The sequence below is a fragment of the Brevibacillus sp. NL20B1 genome (assembly GCF_018195675.1).
In the GTDB taxonomy this organism is placed as follows: Bacteria; Bacillota; Bacilli; order Brevibacillales; family Brevibacillaceae; genus Brevibacillus; species Brevibacillus aydinogluensis.
The window spans coordinates 50,428-68,747 of record NZ_JAGTPT010000001.1 but is presented as its reverse complement, the minus strand read 5'-3'; the positions used below and the strand labels follow the sequence as shown (position 1 = coordinate 68,747).

Annotated in this window: 22 protein-coding genes and 1 riboswitch; of the genes, 8 read left to right on the top strand and 14 right to left on the bottom strand. The window is 56.4% G+C overall.

Annotation, left to right across the window (positions count from 1 at the left end; translation table 11 throughout):
- Positions 1-50: 50 nt before the first annotated feature.
- The 3 genes from KDN35_RS00420 to KDN35_RS00410 all read right to left on the bottom strand — a co-directional run bounded on the left by KDN35_RS00420 (position 51) and on the right by KDN35_RS00410 (position 2,524).
- A complete protein-coding gene (locus KDN35_RS00420; RefSeq protein WP_171564398.1) occupies positions 51-680 on the bottom strand; it encodes an RsfA family transcriptional regulator in 630 nt (209 codons plus the stop codon).
- 146 nt (positions 681-826) lie between these two features.
- Positions 827-1,585, bottom strand: coding sequence for an enoyl-CoA hydratase/isomerase family protein (locus tag KDN35_RS00415; RefSeq protein ID WP_212131829.1), 759 nt, complete (start codon positions 1,583-1,585; stop codon positions 827-829).
- A 561-nt stretch (positions 1,586-2,146) separates the two neighbouring features.
- Positions 2,147-2,524: a Spx/MgsR family RNA polymerase-binding regulatory protein gene (locus tag KDN35_RS00410; protein WP_171564399.1), complete on the bottom strand. Its 378-nt coding sequence runs from the start codon at positions 2,522-2,524 to the stop codon at positions 2,147-2,149.
- Between the two features lie 219 nt (positions 2,525-2,743).
- Here KDN35_RS00410 and KDN35_RS00405 point away from each other — a divergent pair, with 219 nt between their 5' ends.
- Both KDN35_RS00405 and KDN35_RS00400 read left to right on the top strand, forming a co-directional pair.
- Positions 2,744-3,448: a helix-turn-helix transcriptional regulator gene (locus tag KDN35_RS00405; RefSeq protein WP_171564400.1), complete on the top strand. Its 705-nt coding sequence runs from the start codon at positions 2,744-2,746 to the stop codon at positions 3,446-3,448.
- A gap of 213 nt (positions 3,449-3,661) precedes the next feature.
- Complete coding sequence (locus KDN35_RS00400) at positions 3,662-3,928, top strand: DUF2626 domain-containing protein (RefSeq protein WP_171564401.1); 267 nt, start codon at positions 3,662-3,664, stop codon at positions 3,926-3,928.
- A 44-nt stretch (positions 3,929-3,972) separates the two neighbouring features.
- On the opposite strand, the gene KDN35_RS00395 is transcribed toward KDN35_RS00400, so the two are convergent.
- Positions 3,973-5,091, bottom strand: a complete 1,119-nt coding sequence (locus tag KDN35_RS00395) for a class I SAM-dependent methyltransferase (RefSeq protein WP_212131828.1) — start codon at positions 5,089-5,091, stop codon at positions 3,973-3,975.
- A gap of 122 nt (positions 5,092-5,213) precedes the next feature.
- Here KDN35_RS00395 and KDN35_RS00390 point away from each other — a divergent pair, with 122 nt between their 5' ends.
- Positions 5,214-6,284 carry a coiled-coil domain-containing protein gene (locus tag KDN35_RS00390; RefSeq protein ID WP_171564403.1) on the top strand — a complete coding sequence of 357 codons (1,071 nt, stop codon included), beginning with the start codon at positions 5,214-5,216 and terminating at the stop codon, positions 6,282-6,284.
- Between the two features lie 148 nt (positions 6,285-6,432).
- Here the strand turns inward: KDN35_RS00390 and KDN35_RS00385 are convergent, their stop codons facing one another.
- Positions 6,433-7,080: an MBL fold metallo-hydrolase gene (locus tag KDN35_RS00385; RefSeq protein ID WP_212131827.1), complete on the bottom strand. Its 648-nt coding sequence runs from the start codon at positions 7,078-7,080 to the stop codon at positions 6,433-6,435.
- Between the two features lie 55 nt (positions 7,081-7,135).
- Here KDN35_RS00385 and KDN35_RS00380 point away from each other — a divergent pair, with 55 nt between their 5' ends.
- Entirely contained in the window at positions 7,136-7,642 is a 507-nt protein-coding gene (locus KDN35_RS00380; protein ID WP_349290945.1) for a hypothetical protein, read from the top strand.
- 67 nt (positions 7,643-7,709) lie between these two features.
- Here the strand turns inward: KDN35_RS00380 and KDN35_RS00375 are convergent, their stop codons facing one another.
- On the bottom strand, positions 7,710-8,156 hold the full coding sequence (locus tag KDN35_RS00375) for a hypothetical protein (RefSeq protein WP_171564406.1): 447 nt from the start codon (positions 8,154-8,156) through the stop codon (positions 7,710-7,712).
- Positions 8,157-8,311: 155 nt separating this feature from the next.
- On the opposite strand from KDN35_RS00375, the gene KDN35_RS00370 reads away from it, so the two are divergent.
- The gene (locus KDN35_RS00370; RefSeq protein ID WP_171564407.1) at positions 8,312-8,788 is read left to right on the top strand and encodes a DinB family protein; all 477 of its coding nucleotides are present in this window, start codon (positions 8,312-8,314) and stop codon (positions 8,786-8,788) included.
- Positions 8,789-9,152: 364 nt separating this feature from the next.
- Here KDN35_RS00370 and KDN35_RS00365 read toward each other — a convergent pair whose 3' ends face one another.
- The gene (locus tag KDN35_RS00365; RefSeq protein WP_171564408.1) at positions 9,153-10,484 is read right to left on the bottom strand and encodes a PhoH family protein; all 1,332 of its coding nucleotides are present in this window, start codon (positions 10,482-10,484) and stop codon (positions 9,153-9,155) included.
- Positions 10,485-10,679: 195 nt separating this feature from the next.
- Here KDN35_RS00365 and KDN35_RS00360 point away from each other — a divergent pair, with 195 nt between their 5' ends.
- Positions 10,680-11,288: a YhcN/YlaJ family sporulation lipoprotein gene (locus tag KDN35_RS00360; RefSeq protein ID WP_171564511.1), complete on the top strand. Its 609-nt coding sequence runs from the start codon at positions 10,680-10,682 to the stop codon at positions 11,286-11,288.
- A 34-nt stretch (positions 11,289-11,322) separates the two neighbouring features.
- On the opposite strand, the gene KDN35_RS00355 is transcribed toward KDN35_RS00360, so the two are convergent.
- From KDN35_RS00355 to KDN35_RS00345, 3 genes are all read right to left on the bottom strand, one after another.
- Entirely contained in the window at positions 11,323-12,510 is a 1,188-nt protein-coding gene (locus KDN35_RS00355) for a trans-sulfuration enzyme family protein (protein WP_171564409.1), read from the bottom strand.
- A complete protein-coding gene (locus KDN35_RS00350) occupies positions 12,507-13,673 on the bottom strand; it encodes an aminotransferase class I/II-fold pyridoxal phosphate-dependent enzyme (protein ID WP_212131826.1) in 1,167 nt (388 codons plus the stop codon). Before KDN35_RS00350 ends, KDN35_RS00355 begins: the two co-directional genes overlap by 4 nt.
- A 96-nt stretch (positions 13,674-13,769) precedes the next feature.
- A riboswitch (SAM riboswitch) is annotated at positions 13,770-13,882 on the bottom strand.
- Positions 13,883-13,971: 89 nt separating this feature from the next.
- On the bottom strand, positions 13,972-14,430 hold the full coding sequence (locus KDN35_RS00345; RefSeq protein WP_212131825.1) for a pyridoxamine 5'-phosphate oxidase family protein: 459 nt from the start codon (positions 14,428-14,430) through the stop codon (positions 13,972-13,974).
- Positions 14,431-14,580: 150 nt separating this feature from the next.
- Between KDN35_RS00345 and KDN35_RS00340 the strand changes: the two genes are divergently transcribed.
- Positions 14,581-14,913 (top strand): DUF5665 domain-containing protein, encoded by a 333-nt coding sequence (locus KDN35_RS00340; RefSeq protein WP_171564412.1) that lies wholly within the window; start codon positions 14,581-14,583, stop codon positions 14,911-14,913.
- A 3-nt stretch (positions 14,914-14,916) separates the two neighbouring features.
- On the opposite strand, the gene KDN35_RS00335 is transcribed toward KDN35_RS00340, so the two are convergent.
- The 4 genes from KDN35_RS00335 to KDN35_RS00320 form a co-directional block, all read right to left on the bottom strand.
- The gene (locus KDN35_RS00335; protein ID WP_212131824.1) at positions 14,917-16,215 is read right to left on the bottom strand and encodes a hypothetical protein; all 1,299 of its coding nucleotides are present in this window, start codon (positions 16,213-16,215) and stop codon (positions 14,917-14,919) included.
- 205 nt (positions 16,216-16,420) lie between these two features.
- Positions 16,421-16,693 carry a hypothetical protein gene (locus KDN35_RS00330; protein WP_171564414.1) on the bottom strand — a complete coding sequence of 91 codons (273 nt, stop codon included), beginning with the start codon at positions 16,691-16,693 and terminating at the stop codon, positions 16,421-16,423.
- 10 nt (positions 16,694-16,703) lie between these two features.
- The gene (locus KDN35_RS00325; RefSeq protein ID WP_171564415.1) at positions 16,704-17,030 is read right to left on the bottom strand and encodes a YlaH-like family protein; all 327 of its coding nucleotides are present in this window, start codon (positions 17,028-17,030) and stop codon (positions 16,704-16,706) included.
- 3 nt (positions 17,031-17,033) lie between these two features.
- Positions 17,034-17,894, bottom strand: coding sequence for a deoxyribonuclease IV (locus KDN35_RS00320; protein WP_171564416.1), 861 nt, complete (start codon positions 17,892-17,894; stop codon positions 17,034-17,036).
- A gap of 159 nt (positions 17,895-18,053) precedes the next feature.
- On the opposite strand from KDN35_RS00320, the gene KDN35_RS00315 reads away from it, so the two are divergent.
- On the top strand, positions 18,054-18,284 hold the full coding sequence (locus KDN35_RS00315) for a hypothetical protein (RefSeq protein ID WP_171564417.1): 231 nt from the start codon (positions 18,054-18,056) through the stop codon (positions 18,282-18,284).
- Positions 18,285-18,320 lie beyond the last annotated feature (36 nt).

Sequence of the window (18,320 nt, the reverse complement as noted above, 5' to 3'; positions counted from 1 at the left end):
AAAAAAGAAGCGGTTTTGTCCGCTTCTTTTTTGTTGGCACGTTTGCACGCTCACTTTTCCACGCGCTCCAGGTTGCCGTTTTCATCCATCCTGAAAATCGCCTTGGGCGCCTCCTCTTCCTGCAAGAAAGCGAGTTTGCGGGCGCGGTCCATAATCTGCACGAGTGCCTTGTAGTCCTCATTGACCCCGCGCACCTGCTCCAGCTCTTGTTTCATCCGTTCGTTGGCCTCTTTCAACTCTTTTATCTCCGCATTCTTTCCTTCCAATTCTTGTTCCAGCTGCTTCAAGCGGCGCACGATCTCCTTCTGGTTGGTCAACAGCCTTATGACGGCCTCGATGTGCTGCTCGTCGTCTGCCGCAGCTGCGCCCTCTCCCAGCAGGAGCTGACCTCCCGACTTGGCAGTGTTGGCCGAGTCAAGCGCGTTGTTTCGCGCGTTCAACCGCCCCATTTTTTTCAACTGCTGGCGTTGGCTCTTGGCGATCTGAATCGCCGCGTCATACCGCTTGCGCACGCAGCTGTTCCAACGAAACCCGCAGGCGGCGGCAGTTCGGCCCAGCCGCTGTCCCACTTCTTCAAATGCGGCGAGTTGTGTCCCGCCCTCGCGAATATGGCGTAAGGTGACTTCCGCCAGCACCAGATCGTCGTCTTCCGTCCATGCATCTTGTCTGGAAGCTGCCATAAAAAATGTCCCTCCCGTTACCTTGATAGGATGATGATGTAATTCATCCTATGCTTTTCCCTACTCTGGTAGAATCGCTTTCTACTAGAAAAAGTATGTCCAGACACAAAAGGGTTTAAACGGGAGGGATTTGCTTGGTCAAACCGCTAGTTTTTTCGCAGAACCCGCTGCACCGCGGAAACGTGATCGTCGCTGCCCCACAACTCGGCGCACTGGCTGACCTCGCGGCGGATGCGCTCGTCCAGGCTCAACCCGTCCCGCTTCCAGCGCAACAGCTGCATGTACGCCCGGATACCGGAAAGCGGCTGCGCGGCGATCTTGGCGGCAAAGCGTTCCGTCTCCTCACGCAGGCGATCTGCGGGATACACCGCATCCACCAGCCCATAGCGCTCCGCCTCTTGCGCACTGACCCGCTTACCCGTCAGCAAAAGCGCCAGCGCCTTGGACTCCGGCAGCTTGTCCAGCAAGCGCGACCCTCCGCCCCATCCGGTCGTGATCGAGAGGCCAATCTGGACAAAGCCGAGCACGGCCGTCTCGGCGGCGAAGCGAAAGTGACAGGAGATCGCAAACTCGCAGCCGCCCCCGATGGCGTGTCCGTTGATCATCGCGATGGTCGGTTTGCTGCAGTTGTCGATCGCGCGGAGCAGCCCGGCCACGCGGTCGAGAATCGGCTGCGCCTGTTCCCTCCCCCTTGCCTGCATGAACTGCCGCAGGTCGCCGCCGGAGATGAAACTGTCGCCCATGCCGGTAAATACCAGCACCTTGACCGCGTCGTCCTCCTCGCACGCGCTCACCGTCTGGCGCAGTTCCTCCGCCATCTCCAGGCTGATCGCGTTGCGGACGTGGGGCCTGTTCAGCGTGATGCAGGCCACCCCCACCCGTTTTTCCACCAAGATTGTGTCCATTCTTCTCCAACCCTTTCGCTGATATTCCAGAGCACAGCAGTACCCATGGTGAACGCCCGTCCAGGCAGGTCAACGCCATCGAAGCAGCCCGCTTGTTCTAATCAGACTTCGCGAATCAGACTTCACGAACCGCTTTCCTACATTGTAAACGGGCCCGCCAAACGAAAAAAGAGGAGGGATATCCCCTCCTCGCAGACAGAAGACAAACTGTACTTTTTCATTGAGGTTCCGCAAGGAAACGATCTTTCCATCGTTGTCAGGCCGAAAGGCCTGAACACCGATCAACCGAAGGTGGAGATAAAGGACATGGCATGGAGTGATGGGCCAAGCGAGCTCCTTTGACGACCGGCTCAGCGGAAAAACGAAAGACGCGGGGAAAACAGGGGGCACAAGTCTCACTTCCTCGAAACACCCAGATGTTTGCCCCCTGCCCGCGTCGCGTTTTGGAGCGTACGCTATCTACTTCTTTGCTGGTCGTCAAGCGAGCGAGCAGGCCCGATCACCCATGCGCCTCGGACTTTGTCTACACGCTGAGAGGCGGAATATTCCCTCCTCGTTCGCTTAGGCCAGCAGTTTTTGCATCGCCGATTGGTTATACCCGATGATGATGTTTTCCCCGTCGGTCAGAATCGGTCGCTTCAGGAGCTGCGGCTCTTCGCTCAGCATCTCCAACAGCTGGCTGACGGTCATTTCATTGATGTCCACCTCCAGGTTTTTGAAACGCTGGCTGCGCGTGGACAGGATTTCGTCCAAGCCGTTGGTGGTCTTTTTGATGATCTCCATCAGTTCTTCCGGCGTCGGCGGATTTTTGAACAGGTGCCGCTCCTCGTATTTTACTCCGTGTTCCGCCAGCCACGCCTTGGCCTTGCGACAGGATGTACAGCTCGGATAGGTGAAAAACGTCAATGTTTGTGGACGAGTACGTTCAGCGACCGCCATCGTGTTCCCCTCCATCTTGCTCTATTTTCTTATTTAACTATACAAAAGTTAGGTAATAAAAAATCCTTTTCTACTCTGGATTATAAATGCGGTGTTAACACTATGTCAATAGTATTAAATATATAAAATACGACGAATGCCTGGCACACTCCAACCTTAACAACGGCGCGAAAATCGGCTAAACTAATGGTGATTTGTACTGAGAAAGGGGGGACCAGCGTGGATTGCGACGCTCAAAAGTTAACAAGCGCCTTGGCTGATTCCACCCGTTTTTCCATTTACCAGTTTGTCTCCAACAGCAAAGAGCCTGTGACCGTGCAAGAGGTGGCCGAGCAGTTTTCCATCCATCCAAACGTGGCGCGGCTGCATTTGACCAAGCTGGAAGACGTCCATTTGCTTACCTCTTTCTCCGACAAAAGCGGCAAGGGGGGGCGTCCCTGCCGTCTGTACGCCCTTTCCGATCAGGTAGTCAGCCTGCAGTTTCCTCCTCGTGATTACCGGCTGTTGGCCGACATCGCCATCGAAAGTCTGCTGTCCTTGGGAGAGATGGGGGAAGTTGCCCTCGTCAAAATGGGACACCGCATGGGAACGGAAATGGCCAAACGGGCGCTGGCGGAAGTGCCGATCGACATGAATAACGCAACGTTGGACGCAAAGTTGTCCCACATCCACCGGCTATTGGTGGCGCAAGGACTCAAACCGGAGATCGAACCCCTTTCGGACGGAAGTTTGCGCTTTCGAGTGAACAACTGCACGTTTTCCGAGACAGCCAAGCGTTTCCCCGACGCCATTTGCAAGATGCACAACGCTCTGTTGTCGGGGATATTTGAGACTTACTTTGGACACATTGAATTACAAGAAGACGAGTCCATGATCAAAGGTTGCAGGTCCTGCAACTATACCGTAGCGCGTATCCCTCGTTGACGTCGACGTTTCGCCCAACGGCGCGGTCGGCAGCGGTACAACCCGAATCTCCCCCATCCGGCTGGATGGTATGTCGGGAGCGATTCGGATGCGTGGGAACGGCTGCGTCAAAAAACCGTCATACCTTCCCGTTTACAGGCCTCTTCCAGTCCTTTATAATGGGGGAGGAATCTTGTAAATCTTGCCGACTTGCTGGAAAAAGGAGGGAAACAGATGGATCGCATGTATCGCGTACTCGGCTTCTGGACGCTGGCGATCGCGCTGATGGCGTTCTGGGGGCACCTGTACCCGATGGCTCTCTTGTTTTTCGGACTGACCGCCTTCTTCGTATCTCTCAGCTACATGAATCTGACAGAACGGGCGTACTTGAACATTTTCTTCTGTTTTATGTTTGTCTCTTTCGTGGGCTTCACCTATTACACGTTCTTCGTCATGCCGGTGGGTCCGCAAGAGCACTCCATGCTGAACTTGATCATGTAAAAAAAGATGCTCTGGGTGAGCATCTTTTTTTATTTCCTGTAGAGCTAGCGCAAAAAGCTGAGCGGCACTCCGTCCGGCATCGCTTTTGCCTGGACCAGCACGCGAAAGAGGCCGCCCAGGCCGCCCGGGTAGATCAGCTGTTGAATCGCCCGGTTCCGCTTCATCGCTTCACTTGTGAACGGGTCCGTGTCCGCATGGGCGACCGCCTTTTCCAACAGGCCGCATTTGATCAAAAAACGGTCCTGCCGCATGTAGGCAAGCGTCTTCAGCCCAGCCCGCTCGCCCGCGCGCATCCATGCAGAAAAATTGACGTGCGCCGTAATGTCCTGTTCCCCCACGTGCACATAGGGATTGTCGTGCGCCTGATGGCGGTGGTAGCACATCAGCGTCCCCCGCTTCCGGGCGGGATGGTACAGCTCCTCCTGCACGTCACCGTAATCCACGGTCAGGACATACCCCTGCCTCAGCAGGCGGGACAGGTCGGCGGCTGTCTCCTCCATCGCCGTATTGACCTCGATCCGCATCCCCCGCGGCAGCGACTCGTCCATCTCTTGCAGACTATCCTCCAGGGCAAACGTCAATTCGCCGAGCACTTCGGCAAAACCGCCGTCTGTCTCCGTCACCCACACCTCCCGCCAGCCGTCAGCCGTCTTCTCCACCACATGCACGGGAAAGGCATCGAGCCATTCGTTGGAGAGGATCACCCCTTCGACGCCTTCTGCTGCCGCCTCCCGAAGACTGGAATACCAACGCGTCTCCACCTCTGCATCGCGCAGCACCTCCTGCTGAAGCTGCCGATGATACGGGCTTGTCTCGATCAATACGAGGCGCATGTCCCGATACAGCTCGGGCACCGTCTCGCGCAGCCGGCGAAGCATGCTGCCCGAAAGCGCGCCCGTACCTCCGCCGATCTCCACCAGCGCCGGGGCGGTCCAGCCACCCGACTGCCACATCTCGGCCACCACGTCAGCCAACGTCTCGGCAAAGACGGGATGAACCGTCGCACTGGTAAAAAAATCACCGTCTCTGCCCACCTTGGGGCGCTCCGACATGTAGTACCCGCCTTCCGGATGGTAGAGTGCCAGCTCCATGAACCGCGCAAACGGAATCGCCCGCCGCGGATGATTGCGTATTTGGTCCCGAATGATGGATGTAATCGTCATTTCTGTTCTCCCGCTATCCAAATTTAACCGTATAAGGCTATAATACGAAAAGAAGTCATAGAATGTGGAGAGAAATTGTTTTTTACGTATTTCTCCACCTCACAAAAACAAAAGGTGAAGCCATGCGTACACTCATGCTTTGCTTGCTGCTGCTGGCGCTGCCGTTGACCGCGACAGCCCTGGCCCAAGAGCAGCTGCCCCTGGAACAGCTGATCTTGCAGCAGCACTTTACCCAAAAAGAACTGGAGCGCACACTGACGCTGATCAGGCAGGAAGAAAACCGGCTGCACGGGGAGATCGCCCAGCTGGATCTGGATCTGCAGCGTAAGAAACTGGTGATGGACGCGATGCGCCGCCACGCAGGAGAGGTTGCCAAAGCGTACTACACGGGAGAGCGGGCCAACCTGCTGACGCTGCTGTTTGATACGAAAAATTTCAATGATTTTCTGTTGTTGTTTGATTTTCTGCAAATCCTCTACGAACGGGATCTGACGAAGCTGGAAGCATACCAGAAGGAACGTGCCGCGATGACGTCGTTGCAGGCGGAGCGGCAAAACCGGCTGACGTTGCTGCAGAATTTGCGGCAGCAGTACGAGAAGCAGTTGGCGGACATGCTGGCAATCCAGGCGGAAAAGGAGAAAAACGTGCAGATGCTGAGCGACCCGACCAGCGTTCAGGCACTGATGGACCACCTCGTCACCGATTGGCGGGAACGGGGACTGCCCGCTTTTCAAACGTTTTTCAACGAGCTGTCCAATGTAATGTTCCAGATCTCCGAGTTGGCGACGCCGGATCGCATCCAATCCAACGGGCTGTTCACGCACACGCTGACGATCCGGCAGGATGAGTTTAACCGCTTCCTGGTCTCCAAGGACGAATTGTTCAAACATACGCAGTTTTCCTTTGACAACAACCAATTGATTGTGGAAGGCTCGTACGACCAGGTACACATGCGGCTGGTCGGCACGTACGAGCTGGTTTCGACGAAAGCCTTGAAATTTCACATCAACGAGCTGTACTATGACGGATTCGCCCTGCCTGCCTCGACGATTGAAGAGTTGCAGAAAACGTACGACCTCGGTTTTTACCCGGAGCTGATCTCCTCCAACATCCAGGTGGAGGGGATTACGCTGGCCAACCAGGAATTAAAGCTGCAGTTGAAGATCAACCTGCCGTTTGGGTTCAAAAAATAGGGATGGCCGCCGGGACGCCCCGTTCCAAACACGCTTTCGTCTATTTGGGCCGCATTTGGCAGATGAAAAAGCCAGCGTTTTGCACTGGCTTTTTCCTTATTCGGCCGCTCGTCCGCTGGGGATGCGGATGACAGCCGGCGACGCTCGGTTACCGCAGCAAGCCCGTCACAAACGGGTTGTACAGCTTTTCCGCTTCGATCGTGGTTTTCGGACCGTGCCCCGGGTAGACGATCGTGTCGTCATCCAGCTCAAACAGTTTGTCCTGAATGCTGATCATCAGTGTCTCGAAATTTCCTCCCGGCAGGTCTGTCCGCCCGATGCTTTGGGCAAACAGGACGTCGCCGCCGAAGCAATGCTGTCCCACCACAAACGAGCAGCTCCCCGGCGAGTGTCCGGGCGTGTGCAGGACGCGGATGGTCAGTCCGGCCAGCTCCAGCGTTTGCCCGTCGGCCAGCTCGTGCTCGGCCGGCTCGCAGACAATGGGTTCTGACAAGTTCCAGCGGGTCGAGCCGTTCAGATCGGGATCGGTCAGCCAGCTCTGCTCCAGCGGATGGATGTAGACCGGTGCGCCGGTCAGGGCACGCACCTGATCCAGCCCGCCGATGTGGTCCAGATGCGCATGGGTCAGCAGGATGGCGACGATGTTTTTTCCCTTCAGAGCGCGAAGGAGCGCCGCCGGTTCCATCCCCGGGTCGATCACGATGCTCTGCCCGGTTTCCGGGTTGGTCAAAATGTAGGCGTTGGTTTGAAACGGCCCCAGTACGTATTTCTCAATGGTCAATTGTGGTTCGTTCATGGGTGAACCTCCTTTTTTTATGATACGATATGGATAATACTCAACGTGAAACGGAGTGAGACTGTTGAAGCGCATGTACGGTGTGGACATGCAGGTGCCGGACGGCAAACGGCCCGGCTTCTATGCTCAAGTCATACATAAAATCGGGGATCATGTCAATGTGTTTGACCGCGACGGCCGACTGTTTATTGTAGAAAGCCCGCACGAACGGGACACCTTGCGGGACATCTTGCAAAAGGCGGGAATGCTGGGCGAAGAATTTACGCTCTGGCTACTCCCCGAGGGAGCGGACATCGCCCACCTGGACGACGTCGGATTCGTCAGTCAGAACGAACACGTGTATCTCTACGCTGACCGCGTCGCCGCGTTTTCACTGGACGCTGCCGCCGGCGAGGAACGCGACCGCTGGGCCGCTCTGGAGCAGTGCCGGGAACACGTGATCGGAACGCTGCACGCATCGTCATCCCGCCCCACGCTGTACCTCGTGGACGCCAACCAGACTGACCTGATCGAAGGAATTGCCCGCGCCTACCGGACGGCCGTCACGTGGTGGAACGAGTGAGACAAGCCCATCTCATGAAAAAACCATGCGGCTTTCCACTCGAGTGAAAGCCGCATGAATCGCCTCGTCAGTTTCTTGGTCCTCTGACCTTTTGTCTTGGCTTGTGCGGAAAGTTGTCGCCGTTGACGTTTTGTTTCCACCCTTCCAGAATCTTCAAGACGGAGGCAAACAACGGCGATCCAAAGACAGCGACAATCCCCCAGATCCAGGTGCCCACTTTCCACGGATTGTCGACAAAGGCGGATGGCGCCCCGACGAGAATCAGCGCGGGATCAAGGCCGAGCAGTGCGAAAATGACGCCTGCGGACACGACGGAGATGATCAGATTGCAAAACTTTTTGTAATGTGTCAGCCGAGCGGCGTGGTTGTGGTCTTCCAACCGGTCTTGTTCGGCCTCGTAATCAGTGGCGAGGAAGGGTACCACCGACTTGACTGCTTCCGTCACCCCGGCGGCCGCGCTGGACACCGCCGTGATGTAAATCATAAAGGAAATGGATGAATCCAGACTGACCATGTCTACTCCCCCCTCATTCATGTGTATGGGGGATAAGCCCGACGCATGACCTTCGATGAAACCGTCTCGATGTGCCATCATTGGCAGGTGTTTGCCCGCCGAAAGCGAATACAATCACACGTATGGCAAAATTTAGGGAAAGGTGGTAGTCACCCGTGCACGATTACGCGTTTGTCTGGAAGCAGTACGATCTGGTTCGCGGCATCACTCTGGCGGTATTGAAGGATCTGCCCACAGAGCAGGCGGATATCGTTCCGGAAGGATTTTCCAACAACATCCGCTGGAATCTGGGACATATTCTGACCGTTCAGGAAAGCTGTATGTACGGTCTCGAATTTACACACCTGCCTGCCTCGTACAAAACGCTGTTCGGACCGGGCACGAAACCGGCGGACTGGCAGGGAGAGGTGCCATCCCTGTCCACGTTGGCCGAACAGTTGGAAGAGCAAAAGGAGCGAATCAAGCGAACCTTCCGTGAACGGCTCAACCAGGAATTGCCGCAGCCGTTCGTCTTGCGAAACACGCAGATGACCACACTGGGCGAGATGTTCGTTTTTTCGCTCTTTCACGAGGGGATGCACATCAGTACAATCAACACACTGAAAAAGGCGCTGGCCATAACGCATTCATAAACCCCTTTTGCCCGGCTCTTGCAGCCCGGGCTTTTTTCTTTTCCCGAAGTTCCCCTTCTCAAATCATCCGCCCCGTCCAATCGGCCGCTGTAAGCTGAAAAATGAAAAACCGCTCCAACAAGGAGCGGTTGTGTCGAGCCCTTCTGCTCTGGGGTACTACCGGTTATTCTCTTTGGCACGTCAGCCTCCATCCATAGAGTCTGTTACCTAAAGAGCTCGGGTTCCGCCACTTTGACCAAGATCGACTGCATGATCATAAATAACCACGCTTTTTCGCCTCCCAAGAAGGCTTGTCGCCGTTGATCCATCAATCATCGGGCTCGACGTTTTACAGTATGCGCTGATTTTTGGTTTCTATGCATCCCTACAGCAGATCGGCCGCCAACTGCGCCAGCACGCTGCGTTCCCCTTTTTCCAGCTTGATATGGCCCGCCAGCTTTTGCGTCTTGAACATCTCCACCACGTAGGTCAGTCCGTTGTTGCTCTCGTCCAGATAGGGGTGGTCGATCTGCTCCGGGTCTCCCATGAGCACAATTTTTGACCCTTCGCCGACCCGGGTCAGGATCGTCTTCACCTCGTGTTTGGTCAAGTTCTGCGCCTCGTCGATAATGATGAACTGACCGGGAATGGAGCGTCCGCGAATGTACGTCAGTGCCTCCACCTGGATGCTTCCCATGCCGGCGAGGATCTTGTCCAGATCACCCGGGTGCTTGGTATTAAACAAATATTCCAAATTATCGTAAATCGGCTGCATCCACGGCCGCAGTTTCTCTTCCTTTTCCCCGGGGAGAAAGCCAATATCTTTTCCCAGTGGGACAATGGGTCTGGCCACCAGCAGCTTCTTGTACGTCTGCAGGTCCTCGATCTGCAACAGCCCCGCCGCCAGCGCCAGGAGTGTTTTGCCGGTACCAGCCTTGCCCGTCATGGTGACAAGCGGAATCTCCTCCCGCAGCAGCAGTTCCATGGCCATGCGCTGCTGCACGTTGCGGGCGCGAATGCCCCAGACCGGATCGTCGCTCGTCACCAACATCTCCAGCGTCCTGCCTTCTGCGTCCACTTTGCCGATCGCGGAGATCGAGGGATTGATCTCGTCTTTTAAAATCAGGAACTGGTGCGGAAAAAACCGGGTATTGGGAAAACAGGCTGACAGGTTCAGCTTGCGGGAGGCGTAGTACGTTTGAATGATGTGGGAAGCCACTGTCAGCTTTTCGCAACCAGCATAAATACTGGAGTGCTCGACGACGCGGTCGGACAGGAAATCTTCCGCTTTCAGGCCGAGCGCGTCCGCCTTTACCCGCATCAGGGCATCTTTGCTGACGAGAATGACGGGACGAGGGCTTGGGGACAGGTTTTCCTCTTCCTGCAGATTTAGCGCTACGGCCAAAATCCGGTTGTCGTTTGTAAATTCTGTAAATTGCTTCTGCAGCTTGTGAAGCGATGAGTGATTCAACTCTACGCGAAACAGACCGCCTGTCTCCAGCGTAATGCCCTGATGCAGATGGCCCAGTTCGCGAAAACTGTCCAACAATCTCGACACGTAACGGGCATTACGGCCAATTTCATCCATATAGCGCTTTTTGGAATCAATTTCTTCCAATACCACGGCGGGTAGGACGATCTCATTGTCCGCAAAGGAGAACATCGCCCGCGGATCTTGCAGGAGTACGTTGGTGTCCAGTACGTAGATTTTCTTCAAAGTCTCGCCTCCTATTACCCATCTTCTCTATTATATGCAGTTGGGGACCGGATGCTCTGCTGTCCGAACGCGATGTATTACAGTGTATGACAAGGGGTGGACGGATAGACGAGAGGCAGAAGAATGAAAACGGGGCAGGCAGAACACAATACGACTAACCATCACCTGTACCGCAGCAATCCAGGGAAAGGAAGTATGACCGTGAAACGGACAGCGATCTATGTACTGAGCGTCAGCCTGCTCCTCTCCGCCTGCATGACGAACAACAAGCCTCCGGCCAACCAGGCGGCTCCGCAGCCCGGCCAAACTGTGCCGGAAACGCAGCGCGTCCAGCAAACCGCCCCGTCCCCAACCTACAACCAGTCGCCGCAGGCAACCGCTGAACGGCTGGTGCGCCTGGCCACGCGGGTGAAAAACGTCAATGACGCGACGGCGGTGGTCCTGGGCAAGTGGGCGGTCGTCGGCATTGATGTCAACGCCCATCTGGATCGGCCGGAAGTGGGCGTGATCAAATACTCGGTGGCGGAAGCGCTGAAAGAAGACCCCCAAGGGGCGAACGCCATCGTCACGGCCGACCCCGACATCGTGCAGCGGCTGCGGGAAATGGCTGCTGACATCCAACGCGGTCGTCCCGTGACCGGCTTGGCCGAAGAACTGGCGGACATCGTCGGGAGGCTCATGCCGCAGCTGCCGCGCGACGTGCAAAAACGGGAAGAGACGCCAACCAGGGAAAACGAACAGCGGATCAACAAAAGCGGCAACTCCAAACCGCAGGGAAATGAAAAAATCCCGGTGAACCGCTGACCATCGTCCGAAACAATACAGGCATTTTCCGGGCTTACGCCCAGGAAAATGCCTGTTTGTCGTCTGCCGCCTGCTCTGCGGGTCCAAGCGCGTCCAATGCCTGCTCCAGGTCTTGAAGCAGGTCGACAGCGTCCTCCAGGCCCGCGGAGAGACGGATCAGTCCGTCCGTAATTCCACGCCGCTTACGCTCTGCGGGCGGCATGGCGGCATGGGACATCATCGCCGGATAGGAAAGAATCGTTTCGACCGCACCCAGACTGACGGCGACAATCGGCAGCTTGACGCGGTCAAACAGCGCTTTGGCCCGCTCGCGGCTGCCCACGTCAAAGGAGAGTACCGCCCCGTGTCCGCTCGCCTGCCGGTTTTGCAGGTCATGACCGTCGTGTTCCGGCAATCCGGTGTAGTAGACGCGGCTGACCGCCGGGTGTGTGGAAAGCCAGTGGGCCAGCTTTTCCGCCGTCTGCGTGCTGACGTCCAGACGCGCTTTCAAGGACTTCAAGCCGCGCAGCACCAGCCAGGAATCCTGCACGCCGAGGATCGCTCCCATGCCGTTTTGGATCATGTAGAGCTGCTCACCCAATGCCGCCTCCTTGGTCACGGCCAACCCGGCCACGACGTCACTGTGGCCGCCGATGAACTTGGTCGCGCTGTGGATCACCACGTCCGCGCCCAGCTCCAGAGGCCGCTGATAGTACGGCGTCATAAACGTATTGTCCACGATCACCAGCAGTCCCCGCTGTTTCGCCAGCGCGCAGACAGCGGCGATGTCCGTCACTTTCAGCGTCGGGTTGGACGGAGTTTCCAGGTAGATGCCCTTGGTCTCGGGACGGATGGCTGCTTCCACCTGCTCCAACGACGTGGTATCGACAAAGCTGACGGCGATCCCCATGCGGGACAGAACATTGGTCAAGAAGCGGTAGGTGCCGCCGTATACGTCCTCCGCCACCACGACGTGATCTCCGGCGGAGAACAGCATGAACACACTGGAGATGGCCGCCATACCGGAAGCAAAGGCGAATCCGCGCTCGCCTCCCTCCAAAACGGCGATTGCCTCTTCCAACGCATGCCGTGTGGGATTGCCCGAACGGGCGTAATCGTAAACGACGGGCCGGTCCAGATCAGCCTGGTGAAAGGTGGACGCCTGATAAATGGGCACCGAGGCCGCCCCTGTCACCGGGTCGATACAACTGGTGCCGTGCAGCAGTTTGGTGGCAAACTTCATCGTACGCTCCCTCCCGTCAGTGAGAGACTTGCATCCAGAGCCTGACACACGTCAGCGATCAGGTCGTCGGGATGTTCGATCCCGACCGACAGCCGCAGCAGCCGGTCGCACACACCCACGTACTCGCGAATCTCTTGCGGGATGTCGGCATGCGTCTGCGTCGCCGGATAGGTGCACAGCGACTCCACGCCGCCCAGGCTTTCCGCAAACGATATGATCCGTAAGCTCTCCAGAAACGGCGCCACCTGTTCAGCCGAGCGCAGGCGGAACGAAACCATCCCGCTGAACCCGCTGGCCTGCCTGCACTGCACCTCATAACCGGGATGCTCCGGCAAACCGGGATAATAAACGTCCGTCACGGCAGGGTGTTCCCGCAATGTCTTTACAATCGCCAAGGCATTTGCCTGATGGCGTTCCATTCGCAGAGCCAGCGTCTTCATCCCCCGCAGCAGCAGCCAACAGTCCTGCGGCCCCAGCACCGCTCCGATCGAATTGTGCAAAAACCGGATTTTTTCGGACAACTCTTCACCCTTTGTGACGATCAATCCAGCGAGGACGTCGTTGTGGCCGCCGAGGTATTTGGTCGCGCTGTGCAGCACCAGGTCAGCCCCCAACTCCAGCGGCCGCTGACAGTACGGCGTCATGAACGTGTTGTCCACAATGGTCAACAGCCCGTTTCGCTTGGCCACCTCTGCCACCGCCGCGATGTCGGTGATCTGCATCAGGGGATTGGTCGGCGTTTCCACAAAAACAGCCCGCGTCTCCGGGCGGATTGCTTCTTCCAGATTCTTCACGTCACGCAGGTCGACATAGCTGAAGCGAAGTCCGTAACGTGAGAGCACCTGCTCGAACAACCGGTACGTCCCGCCGTACAGATCGAGCGATACGACCAGGTGATCTCCCTGGGAGAACAGTCCCATGACCGTATGTATCGCGGCCATGCCGGAAGCACAGGCAAACCCGGCGTCTCCCCCTTCCGCTTCGGCAATCGTCTGCTCCAGCACGGTCCGGGTCGGGTTGGCTGTGCGCGTGTAATCGTACCCCGTGCTCTGCCCGAGGGCGGGATGGCGATACGCGGTGGCGTTGTAAACGGGAAAGCTGATTGCGCCGGTCCGCTCGTCTTTGGCGACGCCCGCCTGCACCAATTTTGTCTCCAGATGCATATGGATCTCTCCCTCCAACAAAATGACCGAGGGCATTAAAAAAAGCCCTCTTTTCTCTGAAAAGAAGGCTTTGTTTACGCGTACGTAAGCAAATCCTTCTCATCTTTCAGAGCGTTACACTCTGCAGGAATTAGCACCAGTATCCCCTTGTACAGGTGATTGGTTGCCGGGCATCATCGGGCCAGTCCCTCCGCCTCTCTGGATAAGAAGTTTGCTATGCAATTTGCAATTGGTTGACCTTATACTACCGAAATCGGCAGTACCTGTCAACCTGTTTTTCATTATGCTGGTAACCCGATCACGTTGCGTTTTTCAATGCGGTCATCACCTGGTTGTCCAGTTTGCTGGCCGCATTTTTGTCGTACGTCTTTTCATATTGGGGCTCGACCGAGATGCGGGAGCCGTAGAACATCACGTCGCGAACGGCCTCGATGGCCACTTCCACCATCGCCAGCTTCAGCGGGACATTCTCCATCCGTTCCGTCTTGATCGTCGCCCTGCCGTTGATGGCATAGGAGGAACCGGCCCCGATCAAGTGCAGCACGACCTGCGGTTCCTTGGCAATGTTGGCCAAAATACGAGAGCGGTTGTCTACGGCGAAACGGATCAACTGCGGCGTCGGCGCAAACGTCCAGGAAAGGGAACTGAGCGACGGAGCGCCGGACTCGTGGTCAATCGTTCCGAGTGTGACAAAACGCTCCTGCTGCAAAAGCGCGAACAGTTCCTCCGAAAGCGTTTGGGAAACGGTTTCAGCCATTCCGATGCCTCCTTGAAAAGGGAATGTACGTCTATTGTACCTACCCGCCTGGCGATAGGCAAACCTTTCCGTCCAACACCTTGCTTCTCACCCGTTTTTTTCCTACACTGATACGTAACGGGAACGAATGCAAGACAGGAGGAGAGCCGCATGCCCCCATCCCCCACCGACCGCTTGCTGGCCAAGATCGACAAGCTGCTGGCAGAGCTGCAGGAAGTGCGCAAACTGAACGAACGGATGGACAAAATCGCCCTCTTTCTGGAGGATATCCGCCTCGCCGACGTGATTCAAAATTATACAGCCCCGAGCAAGCTGCTGTGGATCAACTTCCTCGCAGGTCTTGCCCGAGGCCTGGGATTGACGATCGGTACGGCCATCGTCCTGGTGCTGCTCGGCTCTTTTCTCAGCCAGTTCCTGTCCGTCCCGATTATCGGCGATTACATCCGCCAATTGATCGATTACGTGCAGGCCTATCGACAGTAAGCCTTATTTGTGATCGTCGTCATCACCGTGCTTTTTCCCATTGCCGTTGCCTTTCGGTCCCTTATCCTTGTCTTTCCCCTTGTCTTTGCCTTTTTCATCGTCATCGCCGTTGACCGGCTTGTTGTGCGGGATGTCGGCTTTGGCCACAAGTTTGCCGTCCAGGTACAGCTCGAGGTGGACTGCTTTCGCGCTGTACGAGCGATCGTGGTACTTCAGCTTCGCCTCAAACCGGCCGTCTTTCACTTTCACCTCGTGCTTTTTGCCGTCCGGCGCCACGACGTACAGCTTCACCTTGCCCTTGCCGTTCAGGCCGTCAATGCTTCCTTTCACGCGAACCTGTTTTTCCTTGGCATTGATCGTTGCGGTTCCCTCGATGCGGTAGCTGTGCGGCTTGTCAGCGTCGTTGATTACCTTCAGCTCCACGGATTCGGAATCGATTTTCTTGCCGTCTTTGTAAGCTGCGATCAACACCTTGCCTTTGCCGGCCTGTACGTCCTTCAGGCTGACAGAGAAAGAGCCGACGCCTTGCCACAGTTTTTTCACGTTCGCTTCTTTGGATTTGCCGTTGTACGTGACGATCACCTTGTCCGCTTCCTGGCTGATGATGCCGTTTACTTTCAGTTCCTGTTTCTTCTCATCCAACAGAGCCAAGGTGTGAATCAGCACGTCGGCCTGCACGACAGTTCCCGTGTTTACCTGCACCTTGCGGGTGTCCACCAGCTTGTCGTCCACGTACGCCTTGACTGTCGCGTACTGCGGCGTGGCGCTTACGATCGCCGTAAAGCTGACCGTGAAGGTATCCTCCGCGGTGGGAATCACTTCGATCGTGCCGCCGTTTGGCTTTTCGACGACTACTTTGGTCACATGTTCCGACACTTTCCCTTTCAGGTACGTAATTGTGTCGCGGGTCTCCGGTTTCACGCTGATGAAACCTTGTTCATCGACGTCAAAACGGACTTCCAGGTAGATGTCGGCGTAGTGTTCGCGGTAGACGCGCTCCCACTCTTCCGGATGTTCCTCGATGTACGTCCGCAATTTGGCGTCCAGCCCGATCTCTTTTACGACCAGATACAGGTGGTCGGCCTGCGTTTTCAACAGCATGTTCAGCGTCGCCGGATCGTTTGCCGCCAACTCTTTCAGATTGTATCGGGTGACGTGTTTGCTTTCATCGTTCATGACAACTTTGGTGCTGTTTGTTGCGGGTACGGGGGTGCTCGCATCTGCCAGGAGCGGAGTCACTCCCCCGATGATCGCCGCGGCAGTCACGACTGCCAATACGGGCTTGGTTCCTATTTTCTTCATGCTGCCTTCTCCTCTCTATGTAGTTCCTGCCCTGGACACCCTAACAGACGACAGGTTTCCTGCAAAGGTTGCAGTTACGACCAAAAACGGGGGATGCCGAGACCAGATTGGGACAAACGACACAAAAAAACCCCGCCTCTGGCGGAGACGGGGATAATGCCGAAGTCCCAACCGTTCTTTCGTTCGGCGGAGCCTCATGCCGGTTCTACTCGTTATACCGGGGTTCGTTTTCGATTGCAGCCAAAAGCGATTCCGCTTCCTCCGAGGGATAGCGGCGTTCCCAGACTTCGTCGGGGAAGACGCAGCGAACCACGTACCAGTCCCCTTCGCGGCGATACTCGCATTCCGATGCCTGGTGGTCCTCTCTCAGGATGTCCGCGAAAAATGCTGCCGTATCCAGAGCGGACCGGTCATCCGGCCGCGCGTCGGCGACGATTTGAATCTGCAGCCAGTTGTAGAGCGCATCCTCCCGCTTCACGACGGTTCCCTCACTTCCCGCTGCGTTCTCCCGGCTTGTTCCGCATCTTGACGATCACCAGAATGGCAACGGCGACCAAAAGTGCGCTTTTCACCGGGAGCTGCACGTCCAGAATGGCAAAAATCAATGCGCCGATAAAGAGCAGCACATACAACAGGAGCGTTTTCAGAATCGGCATGCGCCAGCGGGTGGCAAACCCGAGATAGTACACGATGATCAACTCGACAAAAATGATCCAGGTGCGGTAGTGGTCCGCCCACAAGCGGAAGCTGTCGTACGCCGACAGCTGGTCCGGTGCGGCTGGTGAATAGGTGGAGGCAAGCTCAAACCACTCCATGCGTCACCCCTCCTGCCCCGCAGCGTCCAGGCCCTCGCGGCGCAGTTCGTGCAGGTACACCATCTCGTCTGCGTACTCCCGTTCGTCTTCCACTGGGGTTTCCAATACAACAGGCAGGTGCTGGAGTTTGTCGCTCACCAGGAATTTGGCCAGCGCTTCACTGCCAATCTCCCCTTTGCCGATTTTTTCGTGGCGGTCTTTCCGGCTGGCAAAAGGGGCCTTGCTGTCGTTGAAGTGGATCGCCACCAGGTGCTCCAGATAGCCTGTCCGCTCCATCTCTTCCAGCAGGTCGTCAAACGTCTCTCCTCTCCACTGCCCGGCGGCAAAGGCGTGGCACGTGTCAAAGCAGAACCCGATTTTCTCGGGGAAACGGGTGGCGGCGCGAATCTCCATCAGATCCCGGATCGTCAGTCCCAGTTCGGAGCCTTGGCCAGCCGTGTTTTCCAGCAGGAGCTTGACCGGACCGTCGTACTGCTCCAGAATCAGGTCCAACGTCTCTACCATTCGTTTTGTCCCGTATTCTTCCCCTTCGCCGACGTGCTTGCCGCAGTGCACCACGGCGCCGACCGCCCCGTAGGCTTCGGCAATATGCAAATCTTCCAAAATCGAGCGAATCGTCACTTCCTGCAGATCCGGCTTGGGCGTAGACAGGTTGGTGATGTAGGGGGTGTGGCAGACCAGGGTGAGATCGTGCTTTTGCAGCAGGTCCACCCCTTTGGTCGCGTCCCGGTAGTCAATTTTTTTCGGGCGCAGACCGCGCGGGTTCTTCGTAAACACCTGCAGCGATTCCGCCCCCAGCTCAATGGCGCGCAGGACTGCTTGTTCCAGTCCCTTGCCAACGCTGATATGGCATCCGATTTTCAATCTGGTTTCACTCCTACGATAAAATCTGTCCATTTAACTTTATCAGTTGGCCCGTGCCCTGTCAAAATGAGAACCCTGCGCATGCAGCAGTATCATAAAACGCGATCCGTCCGCTTACCTATGAAGTAGTGACCATTCAGCAGAGCGGGAGGGAAACGGGTGAAACATGCACAAGCGATGGCCAGCGTGCAATTTTTGCAGGAGCGGTTCGCCTACCGCACCATGTACGACTCGGTGAGAAAAAGCGGACTGGGCCAAGTGCGAACGATTGTGGTGCAAAACCAGGACGGCGTAGTCCGTGTCCTGCAAAGCACCGTGCGAAACGGAACAGAATCGCTGCAGCAGATCATCCTCGCCGAGGAAGAACTAAACATCCTGAAACAGCTGTAGCCAATCCCACGAGCAAACCGCATGACGGAAAAAAGA

What these genes read in the sequence shown, in the direction of transcription:
- KDN35_RS00420 (WP_171564398.1), bottom strand. Translation starts at nt 680, where the DNA reads ATGGCAGCTTCCAGACAAGATGCATGGACGGAAGACGACGATCTGGTG.
- KDN35_RS00415 (WP_212131829.1), bottom strand. Translation starts at nt 1,585, where the DNA reads ATGGACACAATCTTGGTGGAAAAACGGGTGGGGGTGGCCTGCATCACG.
- KDN35_RS00410 (WP_171564399.1), bottom strand. Translation starts at nt 2,524, where the DNA reads ATGGCGGTCGCTGAACGTACTCGTCCACAAACATTGACGTTTTTCACC.
- KDN35_RS00400 (WP_171564401.1), top strand. Translation starts at nt 3,662, where the DNA reads ATGGATCGCATGTATCGCGTACTCGGCTTCTGGACGCTGGCGATCGCG.
- KDN35_RS00395 (WP_212131828.1), bottom strand. Translation starts at nt 5,091, where the DNA reads ATGACGATTACATCCATCATTCGGGACCAAATACGCAATCATCCGCGG.
- KDN35_RS00390 (WP_171564403.1), top strand. Translation starts at nt 5,214, where the DNA reads ATGCGTACACTCATGCTTTGCTTGCTGCTGCTGGCGCTGCCGTTGACC.
- KDN35_RS00385 (WP_212131827.1), bottom strand. Translation starts at nt 7,080, where the DNA reads ATGAACGAACCACAATTGACCATTGAGAAATACGTACTGGGGCCGTTT.
- KDN35_RS00375 (WP_171564406.1), bottom strand. Translation starts at nt 8,156, where the DNA reads ATGGTCAGTCTGGATTCATCCATTTCCTTTATGATTTACATCACGGCG.
- KDN35_RS00360 (WP_171564511.1), top strand. Translation starts at nt 10,680, where the DNA reads ATGACCGTGAAACGGACAGCGATCTATGTACTGAGCGTCAGCCTGCTC.
- KDN35_RS00355 (WP_171564409.1), bottom strand. Translation starts at nt 12,510, where the DNA reads ATGAAGTTTGCCACCAAACTGCTGCACGGCACCAGTTGTATCGACCCG.
- KDN35_RS00350 (WP_212131826.1), bottom strand. Translation starts at nt 13,673, where the DNA reads ATGCATCTGGAGACAAAATTGGTGCAGGCGGGCGTCGCCAAAGACGAG.
- KDN35_RS00345 (WP_212131825.1), bottom strand. Translation starts at nt 14,430, where the DNA reads ATGGCTGAAACCGTTTCCCAAACGCTTTCGGAGGAACTGTTCGCGCTT.
- KDN35_RS00340 (WP_171564412.1), top strand. Translation starts at nt 14,581, where the DNA reads ATGCCCCCATCCCCCACCGACCGCTTGCTGGCCAAGATCGACAAGCTG.
- KDN35_RS00335 (WP_212131824.1), bottom strand. Translation starts at nt 16,215, where the DNA reads ATGAAGAAAATAGGAACCAAGCCCGTATTGGCAGTCGTGACTGCCGCG.
- KDN35_RS00325 (WP_171564415.1), bottom strand. Translation starts at nt 17,030, where the DNA reads ATGGAGTGGTTTGAGCTTGCCTCCACCTATTCACCAGCCGCACCGGAC.